The following is a 20,119-nucleotide window of genomic DNA, read 5'->3' on the forward strand; positions in this document are numbered from 1 at the left end:
AATGGAGCGATGGAGGGCCCCAGCTCCATGTCAGGACGAGGGTCGCAGGGCCAACCACGCCTGGCCTGCGTCGGGATCACCGTGCGCTTTGGCGGTCTCGCCGCAGTGAGCAATGTCGACCTGGCCGTGCCACCGGCGGCGATCGTGGGATTGGTCGGGCCGAACGGTGCGGGGAAGAGCACCCTGTTCGCAGTGCTCTCGGGTTTGCTGCAACCAACACGGGGCACGGTGCTGCTGGACGGCAGGGACGTCACCGGCAGCCGGCCCCAGCTGCGCGCCTTTCGGGGATTGGCTCGCACCTTCCAGCATCCCGAGCTGTTCACCGACCTGACGGTGCGTGAACATCTGGTGATCGCCTATCGGGCCAAGCACGCCAGAGGCCGGATCTGGTCAGACCTGCTCACCATGGGGAGCCTGCGTCCGGCCGAGCCGGACGAGCAGAGCTGCGTCGACGAGTTGATCGGGATGCTCGGCTTGGCCTCAGTCGCCGACCTCCCTGCGCTCGGCTTGCCCCTCGGGTTGGCTCGGATGCTCGAGTTGGGCCGGGCCTTGGCCTCGTCGCCGACGGTGGTGCTCCTGGATGAGCCCTCCGCGGGCCTCGACTCCTCCGAGACCGAGCAGTTCGAGGCCACGCTACGAGAGGTCAGTCGCCAGCGGGCCATCGCGGTGCTGCTCGTGGAGCACGACGTCGAGCTGGTGATGCGTCTGTGCAGCACCGTGCATGTCCTCGACTTCGGCGTGTCGATCGCCAGCGGCTCACCCGAGTCGGTCAGCGCCAACCCAGCCGTTCGGGCTGCGTATCTGGGTGAGGAGCTCTCAGATGGTGAGGCCCAGGAGGGCACCGACGGGGCGGCCTCCGCCGGCGCCGTGCGCTCGGCCCCCACGACGGGTAGCTCCACGGAGACCTCCGATGGCGTTCAGCCGTCGTCGCTTCTCACCGTCGAGGGCCTCTCGGTGCGATACGGGGAGGCCAGCGGTCTCTCTGGGGTGTCGTTCAGTGTCGGAGGGGGCAAGGCGCTTGCCGTCTTGGGCGCCAACGGTGCGGGAAAGAGCAGCCTGGCCCGTGCCGTCTCCGGACTGGTTCGTCCGTCCGGCGGACGGATCGTCCTCGCTGGTGAGGAGATAGGTGGTTGGACGCCTGATCGCATCCGCCGTGCCGGACTGGTGTACCTGCCGGAGAGCCGAGGCGTGTTCCGGAGCCTGACGGTGATGGAGAACCTTCGGATGGCCGCTGCCCTCGAGGGCCGCCGAGCGCGCCGAGAGGCGGTCGATCGCGCCTTGGAGATGTTTCCTGCGCTGGCGGCCCGCCGGCGTCAGCCGGCCTGTCTTCTCTCCGGGGGCGAGCAGCAGATGCTGTCCTTGGCCCGGGCCTTGGCTGCCTTCCCGCGGGTGCTGATCGCCGACGAGATGTCCCTCGGCCTGGCTCCCAAGATGGTCGACCTCGTCTTCGACGGTCTGGCGCGAGCCAGACAGGCAGGCGTGACGCTGATCATGATCGAGCAGTACGTCCATCGTGCACTGGCATTCGCCGACGATTGCCTGGTGCTCCAGCGTGGCGAACTGGCGTGGAACGGACCAGCCAGCGCGGCGCACGGCGAGGTGCTCCGTCACTATCTGGGCGACACCCTCATGACGGCCGGCTGAACGGAGAAGGGTGGCGGCACTCAATCAGCTGAGCCGAGGACCCTGTCAGCGACTGACGAGTGGAGAGAGAATATGCGCAACAACAAGGTGAAACTGTCGGCTGCCGCCGTGGCCGTCGTACTCATGGTGGCTGCAGGCTGCAGCTCGTCGAGCACGAGCGGATCGAGCTCGGGCGGGGGCGGCAAGACGTTCACGGTCGGCGTGCTCACCGATCTCACCGGTCCCGCCGCGTCGGGGAACAAGACGAGCCCCCAGGGAGTCCAAGCAGGAGCGGTGTACGCCTCGAAACAGGGCTACACCATCAAGTACGTGACCGCCGACACCATGACCTCCCCGTCAACTGCGCTGTCGGCGGCACAGAAGCTCGTGCAGCAGAACCACGTCATCGCCGTGATCGCAGTCTCCTCCCTGGCCTTCTCCGCCGCCCCCTTCTTGACGGCCCAGGGGGTCCCCGTCATCGGCGTGGCCGAGGACGGGCCTGAATGGGTCAGCAGCAAGAACATGTTCTCTACGTTCGGGTTCCTGGACCCGTCGATTGTCACGACCACCTACGGTCAGTACTTCAAGATGCAGGGCGCCACGAATGTGGGCGCGCTCGGCTACAGCATCTCGCCGTCCTCGGCCGAATCGGCCAAGGGTGCGGCGGTCTCGGCCCAGGCGCTCGGGCTCAAGGCCGGCTATGTCAACGCCAACTTCCCCTTCGGCAGCACCAACGTCGAACCGGTTGCCTTGGCGATGAAGTCGGCGGGGGTGGACGGGGTCACTGCCTCCGCCGACCCCAACACCAACTTCGCCCTGATCACCGCGCTCAGGCAGTCAGGCGCCAACCCGAAGGTCGGGGTGTTCGCCACCGGTTACGGCGGCGACCTCCAGCAGGCCGGCCCCACGGCCCAGCAGGTAGCGCAAAACCTCTCCTTCCTCTTGGCCTGGGAGCCGATCGAGCTGCACACCTCGGCTACCGACCAGTTCCAAAGCGCCGCCAAGAGCGCCGGCATCACAGGCGACCCGACCTATGCCGAGTACGCGGGGTACACCTCGATCGCCATGCTCGTCCAGGGCCTGCAGGGCGCCGGCTCGAACCCGAGCCAGTCGTCGCTGATCAATTCCCTCTCTCACATCACCAGCTTCAACGCCGCTGGGCTGCTGGGGAGCCATCCGCTCAACCTCACTCAGCGAGTCGGCACCCTGGGACCCGACAACTGCTACTGGTTCACGAAGTACAGCGGGTCCACGTTCCAGCCGGTCTCCGGAGCCGTCCCGCTCTGCGGCACCGTCGTCCAGGGCCAGAGGGTCTCCCCGTCATCTTGACGCCAACAATGGCAACGTATGTCCTCGTCCATGGTGGAGGCCATGGGGGATGGTGCTATCAGCGTGTCGCCCGCATCCTGCGCGCGGCAGGACATGACGTGTACACGCCGACAATGACCGGCGTGGGCGAGCGGTCGCACCTCCTCAGCCCTCAGGTCGATCTGGACCTCCACGTTCGCGACATCGTCACCGTGCTGGATTATGAAGACCTTCGTGAGGTGATCCTCGTGGGCCACAGCTATGGGGGCATGGTCATCACGGGCGCAGCCGATCGCGCCATCGATCGGATCGGTCGCCTTGTCTATCTCGATGCCGCCACACCGATGAACAACCAGTCTCTCGTCGACGTTGCCGGGCCGATCATCGAGGCGATTCGCCCCCTCGGTCGGGTGGTCGACGGCATGGAGCTCGTGCTCCTGCCGGGACCCGACGCAGGCCGGCTCTACGGGGTGACGGACCCTGATGACCTGGCGTGGATGGCCGAACGGCTGACCGCCCACCCGTGGAGGTGCTTCGAGCAGCCGCTCGAGCTCACGAACGAGAAGGCACTCCGGGCGTTGCCGCAATATCACATCGTCTGTACGTCCACACTGCCAACGCGAGATCCCGTCTTGATGCAGGAGGCGAGTGCTGCGGGACGCCTGTGGGACATCGATACAGGTCATGACCTGATGATCACCGAGCCTCAGTCAGTGGCCGAAGCACTCCTGCAACTCGCCGGCGGGCGTCCGTGACGGCCCGTCGCATTCTCGGTCGGCTTTGACTCACACCACATGACTCCCCGGCTAGACGGGGCTCGTCGGATCACGGGCGTAGCAGCTCAGGGCCCCAGTCGGGAAGGGCGCCTCCGCAAGGGACGGTGGGACCGCGAACGGTGGCGTGTGGGCTCGGAGCTCGAGGGTGTCGAGCAGGTTGCTGGCGTTGGCATCGCGATACGTGAGTGCGGGGAGGTTCCACTTGGTCTCGACGAGGCGAAGGATGGAGGTGTGGTCGTGGATCTGGTGTGAGACGTAGTCGCGCTTGGCCCAGGGTGACACCACGACGGCCGGGACCCGGAACCCGTAGTAGCTGTAGAGGTCTCCATAGGTGTCGTTGGCCGGCACGGCCGGGGGCACGGCGTCCGGCCGCACGGCAGGAGGGGGCGGGACGTGGTCGTAGTAGCCCCCATGCTCGTCATAGACGTAGACAAGGAGCGTGCGAGGCCACGCCGGGCTGTCGAGGACGGCTTCGATGATCCTGGACGCGTAGTACTCGCCCGTCCTGATGTCCTGGGGATTTTCCTCCGAGGCCTGCCAGCCCTCGGGGTCCACGAGGCTGAACCCAGGTAGCGTGCCGGCGGCGGCATCGGCGAAGAAGTCGGCCACCGGCACGACCTTCCCCGGGTTGGTCTCGACCAGGTAGGGAAAGAGCCCTGTGGTCGGCAGGTCGACGAAGTAGTCCTTCCAGCTGATGCCATGGGCGTTGAGCCGGTCGAAGATGGTCCCGTTGGGAGGAGGGTGATCCGTCACCCCGGGAAGCGGGTCGCTGACCTGGCCCAGCGCCGTGGCGGCGATCAGGAATCGCCGGTTCGGATAGGTCTGGGCCATGACGGAAGCGAAGTAGCGGTCGCACACCGGGAAGCTCCGCGCCAGCGAGTAGTAGAAGGGAATGTCGCTTCCCGTCCAGTAGGCCATGGCGTCGCTGCTGGTCGCCTTCACGAACCCGTCGTTGCGACCGAAGTCCCACGATCGGTGGCTGGCATCCCAGTCCTGACCCACGTGGTAGTGGGCCTGGCACGTGGAAGGGGAGTGATAGGCCGGTACCGGTGTGCCGTCCGGCCCCGGACAGGATTGGAGCGGCTGGCCGTTCGCTCCGAGCCGGAACCCGTCACCCCGACCGAGCATCCCGAAGTAGCAATCGAACGAGTGGTTCTCCATCATCAGGACGACGATGTGCTCGATCTGGGGCAAGGTGTCGACACCTTCGGGCAACCCAGGGAAGGGCCGGCTGCCAGGACGACGGAGCTCGGCCGCCAGAGCCCCCGGGATTCCGTTGAGGACAGGTCCGGCGGCCACCAGCCCGGCACCGGCCGCCATTCCCTTGAGCAGCGCTCTACGCGAGAAGGAGGTCACGCCTCGGCCTTCGCCGAGAGGTGGCCGCCCTCCTGCCGCCCTGCGTAGAGATACGACGAAAGAGGCGGGTAATTGGTCACCCACCGCCGAATCGTCGCCTATCGTTCACCCACGAGACATCGTGAGCCGGGTCGACAGCCGACGGCGCAGGTGCGCTCCACGCTTCTCCGGCCTAACCACATGACGACATGAGCGCCGCTGCCCTCTACCCGATGTCGATGACAGTGCGCAGCCCCCGGAGCGAACGGGCGCCGTCGACGGCGTCGTTCACCTTCGTCAGGGGGAAGCGGGCCGTCACCATGGCGTCCAGGTCGAGGCGACCGGCCTGCCATAGGGCGACGAGCCTGGGCACGTCGTATTGGGAGCTGACGGTGCCGAGCAGGCAGCCGATGAGGCGCTTCTCGGTTGCGGTGAATGTGACCACCGAGGGTATGGCGATTCCCTCGTCGAGCGGAGGGGCGCCGACGCAGACGGCCGTGCCGCCGGGCCGGACGACCGAGATGCACTGCTCGATGAGGTTTGCCTTGCCAGCAGTCTCGAAGGCGTAGTCGAAGCCCACGCCGGTGAGGTCGAGACCGGCGGTCGCGACGTCGTCGGTGAAGGGGTCGAGCACGTGAGTTGCGCCAAAGCGGCGCGCGGCCTCTCGACGCTCTGGGTCGGGCTCGACGACGGCAATCGTCGACGCGCCGGCCACGACGGCGCCTTGGGTGACCGAGATGCCGATGCCACCGGCGCCGAGTACGGCGACGGTCGCGCCCTCCTCGACCTTGGCAGTGTTGAGGACGGCGCCGACGCCGGTCTGCACGGCGCAGCCGAGGACGGAGGCGACGCCGAGGTCGACGTCGGGTGGGATACGCACGACCCCGATCTCAGGCATCACTGCGTACTCGGCGAAGGCGGCGGTGGCGAGGCCCCGGTAGACCACCTGGCCACCCCGCTCGAGCGGCGAGGTGCCGTCGGGCATCGTCGAGGTGAACAGCGAGCTGCTGTGCTTCGCGCAGAGGGTCGGTTGGCGGCGAGCGCAGAAGTAGCACTGGCCGCAGCTCGGCAACGGCGTGAGCACGACGGGGTCGCCGGGAAGGACCGTCGTCACGCCTGGCCCGACCTCGTCGACGACACCCGTCGCCTCGTGGCCGAGCACGACGGGCAGCGGCGACGGGAATCCTCCGTCGATGACGGACAGGTCGGAATGGCACACCCCGCAGTGGGCGACTCGGACGAGCACCTCGCCTGCCCTCGGGTCGCGCAGGCCGACCTCGTCGACGACCAGGGGCTGGTCGACTGCCTCGAGCACTGCCGCCGTCATTGCACGCATCTCCGCACCTTCCTTACCGTTTGTGCGTCCGATGGCCGGAATGATACGGACGTCCCCCCCAGGCTGGAAGACCAGATTCTGGATGTCGGCCGACGCGAAGGCTCGGGTGAATTCTTTCGTAACCCCCTACCAAGCCACGCATCACAAGGAGGAGACTATGCCCAGGGCCACCGAGTCGCTGACCCTGAGCAAAGGAGAGTGTCCGATGCCTCGCATCACCGTCGGTAACGAGAACTCAGGCCCCATCGAGCTGTACTACGAGGATCACGGCTCGGGACAGCCCGTCGTGCTGATCCACGGCTACCCACTCGACGGGCACTCGTGGGAGAAGCAGGTTCCCGGGCTCCTCGGGGCCGGCAAGCGGGTGATCATGTACGACCGGCGCGGGTTTGGGCAGTCGAGTCAACCCACCACCGGCTACGACTACGACACCTTCGCAGCCGACCTCAAGGCGCTGGTGGATGAGCTCGATCTGCGAGGGGCCGTCCTGGCCGGGTTCTCGATGGGTACGGGCGAGGTCACGCGGTATCTCGGCAGCTACGGTTCCGACCGGGTGGCGAGGGCAGCCTTGTTCGGGCCGATCCCGCCGTTTCTGCTGCAGACCGGGGACAATCCACAAGGCGTGCCCCAGAGCGTCTTCGACGGGTTCGAGGAGACAATCAAGAAGGACCGCTACGGGTGGTTCAAGTTCTTCTTTGACAACTTCTACAACGTCGACAAGCTCCACGGGAGCCGCATCAGCGACGAGGCCTGGAACGCGAGCTTCCAGGTGGCGGCGAGTTCATCCGCATACGCGACCCTCGCTTGCGTGGCGACCTGGCTGACCGATTTCCGTGCCGACCTCCCCAAGATCGATGTTCCTCTCCTCGTCGTCCAGGGCACTGAGGACCGGATCCTGCCCATCGACGCCACAGGGCGACGACTCCCAGAGCTCGTCAAGGACATCCGGTTCCTCGAGATCGAGGGCGGGCCACACAACATCGGCTGGACCCACCCCGACGAGGTGAACGAGGCCCTCCTCGACTTCCTCGGGTAAGGGGGCGCGTGAGTTAAAGCCCCGGGAAGGCGCGGCGTAGCTCTTCCAAAGTGTCGACGTCGCCGTTGACGGAGGGGGTGTGGTCCGGGTCTAGTCGTCCGTAGACGAGCCGGGCGAAGGCCTCGGCGGGAAGCACCAGATCTGGCTCGTGGCGGCTCTCTCCAGCTGCAAGAGCGACCTCGTCAGGGCTAAAAGTGATCGTGAAGTCTCGCCTCGGCTCGATCGTGCGCACGGCGACTGACCGGTCGCTGCCCGTCGGCTTGGCTGTGAAGCGGGCGATGAGCTCCAAGTTGTCGACCACCTGCGCGGCGGCGTCGGGAGGCACGACCGCAGCAGGGTCGAGAGCGACCTCGATGTCCCAGGCGTGGAAGGCGTGCTCGTTGAGGCGTAGGCCCACGAATCCATCGAAGTCGAGATTGACGGGTCCCAAGGAAAAGCGGAACCGTGACCGCTCGGACGCGGTCAGAGACTCGATTCGATCGAGGAGTCCCTGGTCGGCGACGAGGGCGTCCTCAGCTTTCGAGCGGGGTGACTTGGCGTTCCAGGTGTCCCAGACCCCGGGAGCGAAGTCCTCCGGGGTCGGCTGGCCGAGCAAGGTGTCCTCGAGCCGCTGTCGCATGATGACGGCGCCGGAGCCGATGTGGGAGAGGACGTCCGCAATGTTCCAGTCGGTGGGGTAGGCGGGGGCTACGAGTTGGGTGTCGTCCAGGTCGCCAACCATGGCGTGCAGCCGGGCGACCGAGGATTGGAGGGCCTGAAGCGTTGTGTCCATCGGGCACATCCTTCCCACCAGACGAGATCGCCGGCAAGCCGGCGCCCCCGCTTACCGATCAGGCGGCCGGACCGGTTGCGAGCGTCACGGTCGCGGTCTGCTGTTGGCCAGAGCCGTCGACCCAGCCAAGCTGAACCTTGTCACCCGGGTGATAGCTCTGCATGAGATTGGTGAGGGTCGTTGCCGAGTCGACGGTCTGGCCGCCGAGAGAGACGATCTCGTCGCCAGCCCCCAAGCCGGCGTGTTCGGCGGGAGATCCGGACTCGACGCCGGCCACTGGCGCCCCTGAGCTCAACGACCCATCGGACGAGTCAGAGGAAGCCTGGATCTGCACACCCAAGAAGGCAGCGGGGCCGATGTGCACCGTGGATGACGAGTGGCCGGTCTCGATCTGCCTGGCGATTGTCAACGCCTGGTTGACGGGGATCGCGAATCCCTGGCTACCTCCCGACTGGAACTGGAACCCGCTCGAGGCCGCCGTGTCGATGGCTATCACCTGACCCGACGAGTTGACCAGAGGACCACCTGAGTCACCGGCCTGGATCCCAGCGTTGGTCTCGACGAGACCGGTCAACTGCTCCGACGTGCCCTCGCCCTGGTCGCTGGCGGTGATCGACTGGCCGAGGCCCGTGACGGTGCCGGTGGCGACGCTGGGTGTGCCTCCGACGCCGCCGGCATTGCCGACCGCGCTCACGGCATCTCCGACCGCGACCTTGGAGGAGTCCCCTAGAGCGACCGTCTTCAACCCCGAGGCGCCGGTGAGCTGCACCACGGCGATGTCATCGGTCCGGTCCGTACCGACGACAGTCGCGGCATACGTACGGCCGTTGTCGACATCGGTGACGTTGATGCTCGTGGCTCCGGCGACAACGTGGTTGTTCGTGAGTATCTCGCCCGAGGAGCTGAGCACGACCCCGGTTCCGGCGGCGGACCCGCCCTGGTAACCGAGCGCCGTGTTGATGTCGACGACACCCTGGTCGAGGCTCGTCGCGCTCGAGCCAGCGTTGGCCTTGGTCGCCGCGGTCGGGGTCGACGTGCTGTGCCCACCGAGCATCGCCACGCCCACCCCGGTGCTTGCGATCACGAAGATCGCAAGGGTTGCCGCGAGTGCCGCAAACGTTCGCGAGTGATTGCTCCTCGGCGGACGCGGAGCCCAGTCGGAGCGACCCCAGGGATCCTGGGACCAGGGGCCCCCGCTATCTCCACCAGCACCAGCGCTGATTGGTTCCTCGTCGCCCACGACGGTTGCGCCTGTTGCCGCGCCCCTTGCGCTGGGCGGTGCATCGAACTCGCTCATGGCGCCCTCTGACCTCTACTCTCCGGCTGGCGTCTTGCCAGTAGTCAGTAGAGTCCCGCGGCCTAGGAGTTCGCAGGGAGTCGACTGTGAACCAGCTAGGAAGATTCAAGGCTCTTATCCCGGGAAGCCGGAGCCGTAGCACCATATGTTGATCCGATGAGCCACGACGACCCGCCCGGCGAGGCCGACCCGAGCTCGACCACTTGTCCCCAGCGGCCGGCAGAGAGCCCGCGCCTCAACTCCCGGGCTGCGCTCATCGACGCCGCCTTCGAGGAATTCTCGACCAAGGGCTACGAGTCAGCGACCGTCGCCGGGATCGCAGAGCGTGCCGGGGTCACGACTGGTGCGCTGTACACCCACTTCGATGGGAAGGTCGGCCTCCTGATCGAGACGCTCGGACTGACCCCTGTCGAGGACGTCATGCGGTCGATCGCCGACATCGCGTCCCAGCCGTGGAGCGAGGTGTCGAAATCTGTCGGCCGAAGGATCGCAGCTCGTCCCGACCGCCGAACGCTCTTGCTCCTCGACCTGATCGTGGTCGCGCGCAGAGACCCGCAGGTAGCGAGGATTCTGCGTCAGGGGCTCGAGGGGTACATGGGCGTCACTGTGCGAGCGACTACTGGGGGCGTCGCGCTGGGCATGCTCGACCCGGCGCTGGGGCCTGACGACCTGGCCCGGGTGCTTGCGCTGATGAACCTGGGAATGCTGGTCTTTGCCGCGCTCGATGAACCTTCTCCGTCCGAACAGGCCTTTGGTCGCATCGCCGACCTCCTTCTCCAGTCAGCTGGAGCCAGTGACGATGGCCAGCCCGCCGCGCTCGCCAGGGTTCGTGGCCGGGCTGCCACCGCCGAGCGGGCTCGGCGCGCGCTCCGCGACGGCATCGTCGAGGCCGTCGGCGAGGGACACAGTCTCCGACAGGTTGCGGGCGCGGCTGGGCTGTCCCATGAGCGTGTCCGACAGATCCTGCGCGAGCGGGATGAGTCCGCCTAGATAGCTGTCCGTGCCGACGGCGCAAGTCGGGAGCTGAGACCCAGCATGGCGGGCCGTCGGCGCGGGATGCCCGCCGCTCTCACCATTCTTTGTCAGAACCATTGACACCGACGGACCCGAATAACACCGAATTGGGCAAGAGTTTCCTTATGATTGCATGGAAACCATAGTGCTGCTACGGTCCGGCGCCGAGTGTGCTGGGGATCGCGAGATCTGAACAGATTGACCGTTGGATCGTCCGGGAAACGGCCGTCGCTGGAGTGGCCGTGCGGAAGGGGGCCTGATGACGTCACTCCGCCGGATGCGGTCGTACCGCCGGACGATGCTCGGAGTGTTGAGTACGGGCGCCGTGGTCGGGGCCCAGGTCCTCTGGTGGCCGGTCCACGGCGCAGGGGCCCAAGCGCCGCAGGGGTTCGTGCTCGGGACCGCCAACGCCACGGCCCAGGCCATCCAGCTGGCGCCGAGCACCGGCGGCCTCAGCTACAGCGTGACGCTGGCCGAGTCGTTGGCCGGCTACCAGAGCACTGAGGGACAGGGCCAGTCCCAGACCTTCGATCCCGGGGCCATCGGTATCTCGTTGACCACCCAGCAATGCAACGGAGATCCACCGCCGGTCCAGCAGTCCCAGATGCCCCAGCCTGCACTGGCCGAGTCCAACGACGGCGACGCCTCCCAGTCCAAGACCGTGCAAGGCAGCAACGGCGCCGGTGTGGGCGTCGAGAACGCGTCAGCCAAGACAACACCGGCGGGCTCGGCCAAGACGACGCTGGTGGGCCTGGACGTTCCCGGGGTCATCGACGTGTCGGGTGGGACCTCGACCGCGCAGGCCCAGGCGATCGCCAACAAGACCCGGGAGGCGACGGCGTCCTCGGAGATCGGCCAGGTCTCGCTGCTCGGTGGCCGGGTGACCCTGGACGGTCTCCAGTGGCGGAGCACCCAGCGCAGCGGCGACGGGTCCACTCAGCAGGGCAGCTTCACCATCGGGAGCCTGACCCTCGACGGCAAGTCCATGCCGGTCACCCCGGGCCAGATCCTCTCGTCGCTCGATCAGGTGAACCAGGCACTGGCTCCCACCGGGTTCCACATCACGCCGCCGACGGCGACCAACCAGAGCGACGGGAGTGTGCTCGAGAGCCCCTTGTCGATCGGGATCGACGCCTCAGCGCTGGGTCAGCAGGTCCTGGGTCCTGGTCTCGCCGCCGCCCAGCCGGTGCGTGACGCCATCGCCAAGGCTCTCCTGCAGATCGACTGCCGGACATCCATCCCCCTCCTGCTCGCCGACATCGCCGTCGGCCCATTTGCCGGGGGCGGTGGCCTCGACATCAAACTGGGCGGAGCGACCTCGATCACCGACGGCACCGCCTACGCCAACCCCTTTGCGGTCGACCTCGGTGGGGGCTCGCTCGGCGCCAGCACGCCGGGCGACGCGTCAGGCGGTGCGGGTGGGACGACGGGAGCGGGAGCAGCGGGAGGCTCCTTGGCATCGCCGGGGTCGGCCCTGGCCGGACAGACGCCGTCGGCCGCAGGCAGCCCGTCCGGGAGCACCGGGCGTGGAGCTCCGGGCGTCGCGTCGCTCGGAGCGGTCACCAACGCGTCCAGCAGGACCGGCACCGGAGCTGCCCTACCGGTCGGACTGGGCGCGCTGGCGCTCGTGGTCACCCTCGCCGGGATGGACTACGCCCGGGCCCGGCGCGCTCGCCTGTTGGGCAGTGGGAGCTCGGAGTCGTGAGGCCGGTCGAATCCAACCCGACGAGCGCCAAGATCCGCCTCCCGGTGTCGGCCGCCAACGGTCGGCTCCTCAAGGGCTACGGGCCCCTCGTCGCCCTGCTCGTGGCCTTCGTGCTCATGGCCACCATGGTGCCGACCGCTCACCAGCTGGCCGGCTCCGGGTCGGGCTCGGGCGGGTTGTCGGCCGGGAGCGCTGGGGGCAGTGGCGGTGCCACCGCGGGCACCGCGGGCACCGCCGGTGGCTCGGCGGGCTCGGCGGCGGGGTCAGGCGTCGCCGCAGGCGGGCCGGGGGGTAGCGGGACGACGAACGGCGGCCCGGCCACGGGTCATACGGTGTCCTGCCCGGGTCGCCAGGTGCAGGGTGATCCCTACGCTCCGCCGTGCACCCAGTTCTCGGGCGGCAACGGTGGTGCCACTTCGATGGGCGTCACCGGCGACACGATCAACGTCTCCTACCGGGTCACCAACGATCCCGGCTTCCAGCAGGCGCTGGCCAGTGTGGGTGGGGCGCAGCTGACCGATTCCCCCCAGGACATCCAGCGGACGATCCAGGGGCTGACCGACTACTTCAACACCCACTTCCAGTTCTACGGACGCAAGATCAAGGTCACGCCCTACAACGGGCAGGGAAGCCAGACCAACGAGCTGTTGGGCCAGGGCCAGGACAAGGCCAACGCCGATGCCATCACCGTCGGCCAGCAGATGCACTCCTTCGCCGAGCTCAACGGCACCACCGAGCCATACGCCGACTCCCTGGCCAAACAGCACGTCATCGCCTTGGGCGTGCCCTACCTGTCCCAGCAGTGGATGGCCCAGCGGTCGCCCTACGCCTGGAGCATCCTCACCGAGTGCAACGACGTGGTCGACACGACCACCGAGTTCCTTGACAAAGAGCTGGCCGGCCAGCCCGCCCAGTTCGCTGGCCAGGGCCTGCAGGGCAAGCCCCGCAAGTACGCCATCATCGCTCCCGACAACCCCTGGTACCAGGACTGTGCCAACGAGGCGATCAAGATCGCCGGTCAGCACGGCAACCAGACCACAGACGACATCCAGTACCAGCTCAACCTGTCGACGCTGTCCAACCAGGCCGCCTCGGTGATCTCCAAGCTGTCCAACGACGGGGTCACCACCATCTTCTGCGGCTGCGACCCGGTGTTCCCGGTCTACCTCACCTCACGGGCCCGCGAGCAGGGCTACAACCCCGAGTGGGTCGTAGCCGGCGTGGCCCTGACCGACACCGACATCGTGGGCCAGCTGTTCGACCAGAGCCAGTGGACGCATGCCTTCGGGGTCAGCTACGCGGGGGCCACCCTGCCCAAGCAGGCCACCCTTGGTTACAACGCCTACAAGGCGGTGCGACCGGACGAGCCCGCCAACGCCGTCGACCTCATCTACGCCCAGATGTACATGCTCGCCATCGGCATCCAGATGGCGGGGCCAAACCTCAGCCCCCAGAGCTTCGAGCAGGGTATGTGGGCCTACCCGGGCAGCATCCCCGGAGCGCCCAACGCGGAGTTCGGGACCTGGCTCATGCCCCAGGGCCACTTCACCCCCCAGATCGACTCCCAGATCATCTACTGGGACCCCAACAAGATCTCGACCTACAACAGCAAGAAGGGCGCCTACGTCGTGGCCAGCCCCCGCTACCGCTCGGGGCAGTACCCCAGCGGTCCCCCCCACGTGTTCGGCCACTGACGGGCAGATCATGAAGATGCCCTCGATGACCGCGCTGTCGCGCCGCCAGGTCCTGGCGCTGCTCGTGGTACCGGCGGTGATGATCCTCCTGCTCGTCTCCCAGAGCCTGCCCCATGTCGCACCGCCCGGGGTCCTGCTCCAGGGCGCCGAGCTGGGAGCCGTCAACGGCCTTCTGGCCCTGGGGCTGGTGTTGATCTACCGCTCGAGTCGGATCATCAACTTCGCCTACGGGGCCATGGGAGGGGTGGCGGGGACCTTCGCCATCATGCTCGATCTGGGCGCCCATGTGAACTGGTTCCTCTGCCTCCTGGCCGGGCTGCTCGTGGGCGCGGTGGTCGGCGCTGCGGTCGAGATCCTCGTCGTCCGTCGCTTCTTCAATGCCCCCCGCCTCGTGCTCACCGTGGCCACCATCGGCCTGGCCCAGATCCTTGGTGGGATTCAGCTCCTCCTCCCCGGGTGGCTGCACGGCCCCACTCTCGTGGGTGGGTTCTCGACTCCGCTCTCGGGTGCGCACGTCCGGATCCACCCGGTCATCTTCACCGGCGACGACGCGCTCGTCATCGCCGTCGTGCCCCTCGTCCTGGCCGGCCTCGGCTGGTTCCTCCTCCGGACCGACGCCGGGGTGGCCGTGCGGGCGGTGCCCGACAACTCCGAGCGGGCTCTCCTGCTCGGCATACCCGTGCGTCGCCTGTCGACCCTGGTGTGGGTCGTCGCGGGGGTGCTGGCTGCCCTGACCGTGATGGTCAACGGACCTTCCCAGGGTGTGACGCTCTCGGCGGCGGCAGGACCGACCCTGCTCCTGCCCGCCCTGGCAGCCGCCGTGGTGGCCCGAATGGAGTCCTTGCCCATCGCCTTCGGGGCCGGCGTCGGCCTCGGGATCATCGACTCGATCACCCGGTTCAACATCACCAAGCAGTCCGCCAGCGACGTCGCCTTCCTCGTGGTCATCCTCGCCGCGCTCCTCATCCAGCGGGGGCGCTCGAGCCGAGCCGAGGACACCGAGGGTTCCTGGATGGCCACCGGGATCATGCGGCCCATCCCCGAGGCGCTGCGCCGCCTTCCCGAGGTGGTGGCCGGCCGGGTGCTGCTGGGTAGCGTGCTCGCTGGCGCCCTGCTGCTGGTGCCGTTCGCCTTCGGGCCGGGAACGGTCAACGAGTTCACGATCGCGGTCATCTACGGCATCGTCGTCATCTCTCTGGTCGTGCTGTCGGGGTGGGCGGGCAACATCAGCCTTGGCCAGTTTGCTTTCGCCGGGATCGGTGGCGTGGTCACGGGCGACCTGATCTCGCATTGGAACGTCGACTTCTTCCTCTGCCTGATTGCTGCCGGTGCATCAGGGGCGCTGTTGGCAGTCTTGGTCGGCCTGCCCGCGCTGCGGATCCGGGGCCTGCTCCTCCCCGTCACCACCCTCGCCTTTGCCGTCGCCCTGGACTCGTTCTTCCTCAATCCCACCAACTTCGAGTCGCTCATCCCGTCCAGCTTCGTTCGTCCGTTCCTCTGGAAGCGGTTCGATCTGCAGAACGTCAACGACTACTACTACTTCTGCCTCGCCATCCTCGTCCTTGCCATCGTCTGCGTCGTGAGCCTGCGAGCCGCCAGGGCCGGCCGGGTGCTGTTGGCGACTCGCGACAACCAGCGCGCCGCCTCCGCCATGGCCGTGCCCACCACTCGGGTGAAGATGGTGGCCTTTGTCCTCGCCGGCGCCATCGCCGGTGTGGCGGGCGGGCTCCACGCCAGCGCCCTCGGGAGCGTCGGCTTCCACACCTATGATCCCTCGATCAGCCTGTTGCTGTTCTCGATGGCGGTCATCGGCGGCCTGGGCTCGATCAGCGGTGCGCTGCTGGGGGTGGCGACCATCGAGGTCGCTGTCCACGCCTTCCCCCAGTACCAGCTGATCATCACCGGGGCCGGTCTGCTGTGGCTTCTCCTCATCCTCCCAGGGGGGCTGGGTGAGGGTCTCCAGCGGGTCCGCAACCGAGTGCTCCGTCGCATCGCCGCCAGTCACAACCTGATCGTGCCCACGCTGGTGGCGGACCGCTTGGATGACGCTTCCTCGCCGGAGGCGTCACAGGCGCCCCCTCGCGAAGACGCCCTCCTCGCCGGCGCCCTGTCGTCGGGCGATGTCGGTAGCACGCCCTCGGTCGAGACCGACGAGCTGGCGCTGGTGGGCGACGGGCATCCCCACGTCGAGACTGCTCGGCCAGACGAGGAAGACGAGGGCCCCCCACCCCTCCTGCGCTGCCGCCAGGTCGAGGTCTCCTATGGATCGGTGCAGATCCTGTTCGGCGCCGACCTCGAGGTCGCCGAGGGTGAGATCGTCGCCCTGCTCGGCACCAACGGGGCGGGCAAGTCGACCCTCCTCAAGGGGGCGGCCGGACTCGTGAAGGTGGGGGGCGGGTCCGTCGAGCTCGATGGGCAGGCCATCACCAACACCCCTGCCGACGCCGCCGCCCGCCTCGGCATGGCCCTCATGCCCGGCGGCCGGGGCGTGTTCCCGACGCTGACCGTCGATGAGAACCTCCGGCTGGCTGCCTGGCTGCTGCGCAAGGACCGGACCGCGGTGGCGGAAGCTCGCCGGGATGCTCTCGCCGTGTTCCCGATGTTGGACGATCGGATCGGCCAGATGGCCGGCAACCTGTCGGGTGGCGAGCAGCAGATGCTCTCCCTGGCCATGGCGTTCATGGTCAAGCCCCGGTTGCTCATGATCGACGAGCTCTCCCTCGGGCTCGCCCCGACGGTCGTGAGCCAGCTGCTCGACGTCGTGCGCGAGCTCCATGCCCGGGGGACGACGATCGTCGTCGTCGAGCAGTCGGTCAACCTTGCTCTCGAGCTGGCCGAGCGGGCTGTGTTCCTGGAGAAGGGCGAGGTGCGCTTCACCGGCCCCGCCGCCGACCTGCTGGATCGCCCCGACATTCTCCGATCGGTGTTCATCGCCGGGGGGAAGCCCGCCATCACGCCCACGGCGCGCAGCCGGCCACGCACCGACGGCGAGGAGGCCCGCGTCTCGCCCAGCGACGACGCCGCCGCCGTGCTCGAGTGCCGCGGTGTGACCAAGTACTTCGGCGGCATCCAAGCGGTGGCCGGCGTCGACCTGTCCCTTCGAGAAGGCGAGATCCTTGGCCTTATCGGCCACAACGGCGCCGGCAAGACGACCCTGTTCGACCTGATCTCGGGCTTCCTGGCCCACGATCGGGGTCGGATCCTCCTCGGGGGCATGGACATCGGCTTCTGGCCATCACACCTGCGGGCCGTCGCCGGCCTCGGCCGCTCCTTCCAGGAGGCGCGCCTGTTCCCGTCGCTCACGGTGACCGAGACCATTGCCGTCGCCCTCGAGCGTCACCTCGAGTCGCGCGACTTGGTCGCCGCCGCCCTCCAGTTGCCCGCATCGACCGACTCCGAGGCCCGGGCGGCAGTTCGGGTCGAGGAGCTGGTCGCCACGATGGGCCTCGGGTCCTTCCGGGAGAAGCTGGTGGGGGAGCTCTCCACCGGCACCAGGCGGATCGTCGAGCTGGCCTGCGTCCTGGCTCAGGATCCTGCCGTCGTGCTGCTCGACGAGCCCTCGGGCGGGGTGGCCCAGCGCGAGACCGAGGCACTCGGTCCCCTCCTCCTGCGGGTTCAGCGGCACTCGGGTTGCTCGATACTGGTGATCGAGCACGATATGCCGCTGATCACCGCGATCTGTGATCGGGTGATCGCCCTCGAGCTGGGTGGCGTCATCGCCGGCGGCACGCCCACCGAGGTGATGGAGCACCCACTGGTCGTCGCCTCCTATCTGGGCACCGACCAGAGCTCGATCCACCGCTCAGGCACGCGATCGCGGCCCCTCACGGCGAGGGCGACCGGTCCGGCTCCGGCTGCGACCGCTGAAAACGGCCCTCCGGGCGCGCTCGAGAATGTCGCCGCTCCGGTGGATGGGCAGGATGACGACGACCTGGCCCGCACCCGCTCGGCCCGTACCCGCTCGGGCGACTGACGGCCGGACCGTCACGTAACGCTAATTACAAGCTACAAGACGTTCCAGACCGTCGCGTCCGGCGTGGCGGTACCCTTCATGGAGCGTTTACCAGCGGGCAACAGGCTCGTGACCGATCACGAGTTGGATACGTGCGGGCGGAGTTTGACCGTCTGCGGTCTCCCGGCCAGCAGCGGGACACAGTGAGGTCCTCGGAGCCGGTCGCAGTGGCGATGGAGCCTTGTTGATGCAGTCTGACGGCGAGAAGGTGATGATCCTGAGCGAAAACGACCGGCCATCCGACGTGGGCGCCTTCCTGCGTGTACCGGAGCCGAGGGGCCATCGACGGCCACACCGCTGTCACGTTCCGAAGACGGATTACCCCCCGGGCACGATCTGGCGCTGTGGGTGTGGTCGACGTTGGAAACTTGCGTCGACCCGCTACGACACAGTGATGGGCAAGACAACGAGCGCTGCCGGCCGCCCGCTGGCCTGGGTCCGTCGAATCGCCCCGTGGCCGCGGCGCGCAGTTGCTGAGTCGCTGACCCGGGCCCTCGAGAGCTCATAGCCAGCGACGGTGCGTGCTCCGGGCTGCGCGCTCGACGCCGATTCCCGTGGTACGCGAATCCCACGACACCCGGCAGGCCACGGTGGCGGCTTGCCGGTCCGGTTGGTCACCCGGCACCCGGTCGCAGCAGTCCCGTGATGAGCGTGTCGAGGACGCGGTCGACCTCGGCTCGGGCGGCGGGTGCGTCTCCAGCACGGGCGATGTACAGCGAGGCGCCGTAGAGGCCGCCCAGAGCGACGTGGGTGAGGGCGTCGACGGCGGTCCCTCCGAAGGCGCTCGTGCCCAGCAGCGGCGTGAGGACTTTCCGCAGCATGGGGAGCTCGACCGGGTCGATGCCGACTTCCAAGACCTGTGACTGCAGGACCGACACACTGTCGAGCACGACAATGCGACGGAAGGCCGGATCGAGGCAGGCGTCGAGGAAGGCCGACAGACCGGCGCGTGCAGCGTCCCACGGTGAGGTCTGCGAGGCTGCCGCTTCCATGACACGGGAGAAGACCTCGTCCTCGACCGTCTCGTAGACGGCGCGGAACAACGCCTCCTTACCGGAAAAGTGGTGGTACAGCGCGCCTCGCGCCACTCCCGCCTGCTGGATAATGTCGTCGATCGACGTCGCCGGGTAGCCGTGCTCGGTGAAGTTCTTGCGGGCCACAGCGATGAGGACGTTGCGCGTGGCCTCGGCTTGGCGGGCCCGGAGCGGCTTGACAGACACGCGTCACTGTACCAAACTGACCGACAATCGGTCACCGATAATTAGTCGGTCACCGATCCGTGATCGGTCCAACGGAGGAGGAGTGGGATGAGGGATCTGGTCCAGGCATGAGAGTCCCCAACGCCGAGCACAACTCCCGCCCATGGCGGATCCACGAGCTCACCCGCGACTACCGGCTGGAGGATGTGTGGGAGCTCCCCGGGGTCGGCGGCCCCGACGACTTCCCCCGGCTGGTGCAGCTGATGGCTTCCTATGACGCGTCGCGAAGCTCGTCGGTCGCTGTCCGCACGCTCTTCGCGATCCGCTTTAGGATCGGGGGGCTGCTCGGCTGGGACGCCCCGAGTGGCGGCGTCGGCTCGAGGGTGCCCACATTGCGAGACCGGTTCCCGCCGGATCTACGCGGCGCCCCACCCGGTCCGGACATGGCCGGGGGCCCCTTCACGTCGCTGTACCTGCTCGAGGACGAGTGGGCGGCAGAGATCGCCAACCAGACCGTGCACGGGGTCGTCCACGTCGGCCAGGTCCCCGACGGGACGGGAGGCTCTCGCGCCTACATGGCCGTCTACGTGAAGCCAAACGGTCTGCTCGGAAACGCCTATATGGCCGCTATCAGGCCATTCCGATACATGATCGTGTACCCCGCCATGCTGCGGGAGCTCGGGCGGATCTGGCAGGCGGGCGGCGACGATTCGACACCGCTCGTCCCCGACCGCGATCAGAGAGCGCGTTGAGTCGTCGCGGGGCAGCGCGACGGCGCCGGTTTATGCCTTGGGGCTCTCCAGTACCAGCGCCACGCCCTGGCCGGAGCCGACACACACGCCCAGGACGCCGTAGCGCGCACCTCGCAGGTGCAGTTCGGTCGCCAGGGTGAGCACGTAACGGGTGCCGGATGACCCGAACGGGTGGCCGATGGCCACGGCGCCGCCGTTGGGGTTCAGTCGCTCGTCGGGGACCTCGAAGCCGTCGAGCTGGTTTGGCAGCTCGCGAAGGA

15 protein-coding genes are annotated in these 20,119 nt (G+C 67.8%); 9 read left to right on the forward strand and 6 right to left on the reverse strand.

Annotated elements, in window-relative coordinates:
* The first annotated feature begins 27 nt into the window (after window positions 1-27).
* From VGF64_12230 to VGF64_12240, 3 genes are all read left to right on the forward strand, one after another.
* Window positions 28-1,644, forward strand: coding sequence for an ATP-binding cassette domain-containing protein (locus VGF64_12230; protein ID HEY1635519.1), 1,617 nt, complete (start codon window positions 28-30; stop codon window positions 1,642-1,644).
* Between the two features lie 72 nt (window positions 1,645-1,716).
* Window positions 1,717-2,952 carry an ABC transporter substrate-binding protein gene (locus VGF64_12235; GenBank protein HEY1635520.1) on the forward strand — a complete coding sequence of 412 codons (1,236 nt, stop codon included), beginning with the start codon at window positions 1,717-1,719 and terminating at the stop codon, window positions 2,950-2,952.
* Window positions 2,953-2,960: 8 nt separating this feature from the next.
* Entirely contained in the window at window positions 2,961-3,686 is a 726-nt protein-coding gene (locus tag VGF64_12240; GenBank protein ID HEY1635521.1) for an alpha/beta hydrolase, read from the forward strand.
* Between the two features lie 51 nt (window positions 3,687-3,737).
* Here VGF64_12240 and VGF64_12245 read toward each other — a convergent pair whose 3' ends face one another.
* Both VGF64_12245 and VGF64_12250 read right to left on the reverse strand, forming a co-directional pair.
* On the reverse strand, window positions 3,738-5,063 hold the full coding sequence (locus tag VGF64_12245; GenBank protein ID HEY1635522.1) for an alkaline phosphatase family protein: 1,326 nt from the start codon (window positions 5,061-5,063) through the stop codon (window positions 3,738-3,740).
* Window positions 5,064-5,268: 205 nt separating this feature from the next.
* Window positions 5,269-6,378, reverse strand: a complete 1,110-nt coding sequence (locus tag VGF64_12250) for a Zn-dependent alcohol dehydrogenase (protein ID HEY1635523.1) — start codon at window positions 6,376-6,378, stop codon at window positions 5,269-5,271.
* Window positions 6,379-6,583: 205 nt separating this feature from the next.
* Here VGF64_12250 and VGF64_12255 point away from each other — a divergent pair, with 205 nt between their 5' ends.
* The gene (locus VGF64_12255; protein ID HEY1635524.1) at window positions 6,584-7,414 is read left to right on the forward strand and encodes an alpha/beta hydrolase; all 831 of its coding nucleotides are present in this window, start codon (window positions 6,584-6,586) and stop codon (window positions 7,412-7,414) included.
* Between the two features lie 13 nt (window positions 7,415-7,427).
* Here VGF64_12255 and VGF64_12260 read toward each other — a convergent pair whose 3' ends face one another.
* Together VGF64_12260 and VGF64_12265 are read right to left on the reverse strand one after the other, a co-directional pair.
* Window positions 7,428-8,186, reverse strand: a complete 759-nt coding sequence (locus tag VGF64_12260) for a maleylpyruvate isomerase family mycothiol-dependent enzyme (protein HEY1635525.1) — start codon at window positions 8,184-8,186, stop codon at window positions 7,428-7,430.
* Window positions 8,187-8,244: 58 nt separating this feature from the next.
* Complete coding sequence (locus VGF64_12265) at window positions 8,245-9,270, reverse strand: trypsin-like peptidase domain-containing protein (GenBank protein HEY1635526.1); 1,026 nt, start codon at window positions 9,268-9,270, stop codon at window positions 8,245-8,247.
* A gap of 369 nt (window positions 9,271-9,639) precedes the next feature.
* On the opposite strand from VGF64_12265, the gene VGF64_12270 reads away from it, so the two are divergent.
* The 4 genes from VGF64_12270 (at window position 9,640) to VGF64_12285 (ending at window position 17,869) form a co-directional block, all read left to right on the forward strand.
* Window positions 9,640-10,473: a helix-turn-helix domain-containing protein gene (locus VGF64_12270; protein HEY1635527.1), complete on the forward strand. Its 834-nt coding sequence runs from the start codon at window positions 9,640-9,642 to the stop codon at window positions 10,471-10,473.
* Between the two features lie 283 nt (window positions 10,474-10,756).
* Window positions 10,757-12,202: a choice-of-anchor P family protein gene (locus VGF64_12275; protein ID HEY1635528.1), complete on the forward strand. Its 1,446-nt coding sequence runs from the start codon at window positions 10,757-10,759 to the stop codon at window positions 12,200-12,202.
* Window positions 12,199-13,896: a hypothetical protein gene (locus tag VGF64_12280; protein HEY1635529.1), complete on the forward strand. Its 1,698-nt coding sequence runs from the start codon at window positions 12,199-12,201 to the stop codon at window positions 13,894-13,896. Before VGF64_12275 ends, VGF64_12280 begins: the two co-directional genes overlap by 4 nt.
* A 25-nt stretch (window positions 13,897-13,921) precedes the next feature.
* A complete protein-coding gene (locus VGF64_12285; GenBank protein HEY1635530.1) occupies window positions 13,922-17,869 on the forward strand; it encodes an ATP-binding cassette domain-containing protein in 3,948 nt (1,315 codons plus the stop codon).
* Between the two features lie 653 nt (window positions 17,870-18,522).
* Here the strand turns inward: VGF64_12285 and VGF64_12290 are convergent.
* Window positions 18,523-19,128 carry a TetR/AcrR family transcriptional regulator gene (locus VGF64_12290; protein HEY1635531.1) on the reverse strand — a complete coding sequence of 202 codons (606 nt, stop codon included), beginning with the start codon at window positions 19,126-19,128 and terminating at the stop codon, window positions 18,523-18,525.
* A 107-nt stretch (window positions 19,129-19,235) separates the two neighbouring features.
* Here VGF64_12290 and VGF64_12295 point away from each other — a divergent pair, with 107 nt between their 5' ends.
* Window positions 19,236-19,859: a DUF2867 domain-containing protein gene (locus tag VGF64_12295; GenBank protein HEY1635532.1), complete on the forward strand. Its 624-nt coding sequence runs from the start codon at window positions 19,236-19,238 to the stop codon at window positions 19,857-19,859.
* Window positions 19,860-19,889: 30 nt separating this feature from the next.
* Here the strand turns inward: VGF64_12295 and VGF64_12300 are convergent.
* On the reverse strand, window positions 19,890-20,119 hold a 230-nt coding region (locus VGF64_12300), incomplete at its 5' end, for a hypothetical protein (GenBank protein ID HEY1635533.1).

Source organism: Acidimicrobiales bacterium (assembly GCA_036491125.1).
Lineage (GTDB): Bacteria > Actinomycetota > Acidimicrobiia > Acidimicrobiales > AC-9 > AC-9.